The organism is uncultured Campylobacter sp. (genome assembly GCF_937997595.1).
Lineage (GTDB): Bacteria > Campylobacterota > Campylobacteria > Campylobacterales > Campylobacteraceae > Campylobacter_B.
The window spans coordinates 1-1,952 of sequence record NZ_CALKTS010000338.1; the positions used below are offsets into that span (position 1 = coordinate 1).

Consider the following 1,952-nt stretch of genomic DNA (forward strand, 5'->3'; position numbering starts at 1 on the left):
CGTTTTTGGATCGATTTATTTCTTAAATTTTCTTATGAAATCGCTCGCGTCCCGCGCCGTCATCGCAGAGCTCATAACGGCGATCCTATCGGCTCCCGCGCGTAGGACGGAGGCGAAATTGTGCGGCGTGATGCCGCCTAGCGCGTAGATTTCGCCCGCGAAAAACTCCCGCACGGCGTGGATCAAATTTAGCCCTCTCGGCGCGAGCCCCGCCTTACAATCGGTCGCAAAAATGTGGCTCAGGCAGATCGCGCCGGCACCCAGCTCCAGCGCCTCTCGCGCCTCCGCCTCGCTGTGGCAGGAAGCGACCAGTTTTTTGAAATTTGCGCGCAAAAACTCCGCGCCGTGCGCCGCGCTGAAGCTCCGCAAAACCCCGAGCGGCAGCCATAAATTTCTCTCGCCCGCCCGCAGTGCAAAATCTGCAAAATTATGCACAAAGATCGCGGGCAGACGCCTTGCACTCTCTGCGCTCTGCGCGCCCTTCGCACTCTGCGAGTTTTCCGCCTTTTTCACGCTCTCTATGCCATTTACCTTTTCTGCGCCATGCGCGCTTTCCACGCTCTCTGTGTTTCCTCTGCCCTGCGCGATTCCGGCGTCTTCTACGCTCTGTACAATTCCAGCCGCGGGTTTTGTTTCGCTTGCGGCACCGCGAAGCGAAATATCACCCAGCATGCTATCATTCACACAATTTGCAGCGTCGATAAAATTTTCAGACGAAATTTCATCTAAAACGCAAGCTAAATTTTTAGACTGGATTTTATCCGTAGCGGCATACTTGTGAGTCGTATCCTTGTAAAGCTCGATCTTGCTACCGCCCGAATGGAGCCTCTTTAGCAAAACTTCGTCTGCGCCGCGCTCGCAAAGCGAAATTTTATCCGAGTAGTCCGCTCTCACGCCCAATCCGCTCGCGAGAGTTTGGGCTGCACCAAATTTAACAGCTAGGTCTTCAGCAAAAATTCCGTCCGCACGAGCCGTATCCGCACAAAGCCCGCTCTTGCAGGCAAGTAAAATTTTCTCAAATAACGCCGCGTAGGCCGCTTCATCCAGATCCTTTTCACGCACGACGATCTCGCCTACGCCTGCCGTGGCAAAATCCACTATGCGCGCGAGCAGCGCCGCCTCGCCGCCGCAGAGCGCGCGATTTGTGATGATCGTAATGCGCGAAGCAAGCTCTAAATCTAGCATTCGCCCGCTCCTTTAAGCCCAAAATCCGTGCGCGAAGCAGCACTCAAACTTAAAATTTCGCCCGTAGCGCTAGGAATTAAAATTTTACTTGCTAAGGCAAGCGCCGAAATCCCCGCTGTTACTCCATATTTCAAAATTTCGCCTGCCAGAACAAGAGCTGAAATTTCCGCCGCAACGCTAAAGCTTAAAGCGTTCACAAAGTTCCTCGATTTCAGCGGCTTTGCGTTGCCGCCGCATAAGAACCTTAAGCTCGTACCGTTTTTAAATTTAAAATTTAAGCCGCCCGCGGGCTCGGAATTTGTGCTGCCTTTAAATTTTAAATCCACGTATGTGTTCCTAGGCCTCAAATTTACACACGCATTTTTGAGCCCAGAATTCCTAACGTTCGCTAACACGATGTCTAAAATTTTATCTCGGCGTGCGGCGCTGTAAAATTCGGCGTAGTATTTTACGCTACGAATTTTGCTGCGTCTAGCGGCACTAAATTTGCCCGCAAGTAGCGCACCGCAAATCTCGCCTCTTAAAAAAGCATTACAAATTTTACCCATGCGAGCGCAGAATTTCGCCGCATGAAATTCTAAAAATTTCGCCGCCGAAGCAAGCCTTTGGTGCCGAAGTTTCGCGGCGCAAGCTCGCATATCTGCGCTCTCACACATAGATATACTCGCTCATCAGCGGCTGCAGCCCGCCTGCGCGGATCGCCTCGCAGACCTCGCTTACGCTGCGCGCGTCGCTGATCTCGAACTGCTCGTCGCCCCTCTGCTCGC

2 protein-coding genes and 1 pseudogene are annotated in these 1,952 nt (G+C 52.7%); all 3 read right to left on the reverse strand.

Annotated features, from left to right (window positions below):
- Positions 1–15: 15 nt before the first annotated feature.
- Positions 16–1,185, reverse strand: coding sequence for a thiamine phosphate synthase (locus Q0614_RS11445; RefSeq protein ID WP_298788822.1), 1,170 nt, complete (start codon positions 1,183–1,185; stop codon positions 16–18).
- Positions 1,179–1,841 (reverse strand): hypothetical protein, encoded by a 663-nt coding sequence (locus Q0614_RS11450; protein WP_298098000.1) that lies wholly within the window; start codon positions 1,839–1,841, stop codon positions 1,179–1,181. The genes Q0614_RS11445 and Q0614_RS11450 overlap by 7 nt, the downstream gene beginning before the upstream one ends.
- Positions 1,834–1,952: pseudogene (locus Q0614_RS11455) on the reverse strand (2-iminoacetate synthase ThiH); the annotation flags it as partial. The pseudogene Q0614_RS11455 and the gene Q0614_RS11450, both read right to left, overlap by 8 nt.

What these genes read in the sequence shown, in the direction of transcription:
- Q0614_RS11445 (WP_298788822.1), bottom strand. Translation starts at nt 1,185, where the DNA reads ATGCTAGATTTAGAGCTTGCTTCGCGCATTACGATCATCACAAATCGC.
- Q0614_RS11450 (WP_298098000.1), bottom strand. Translation starts at nt 1,841, where the DNA reads ATGTGTGAGAGCGCAGATATGCGAGCTTGCGCCGCGAAACTTCGGCAC.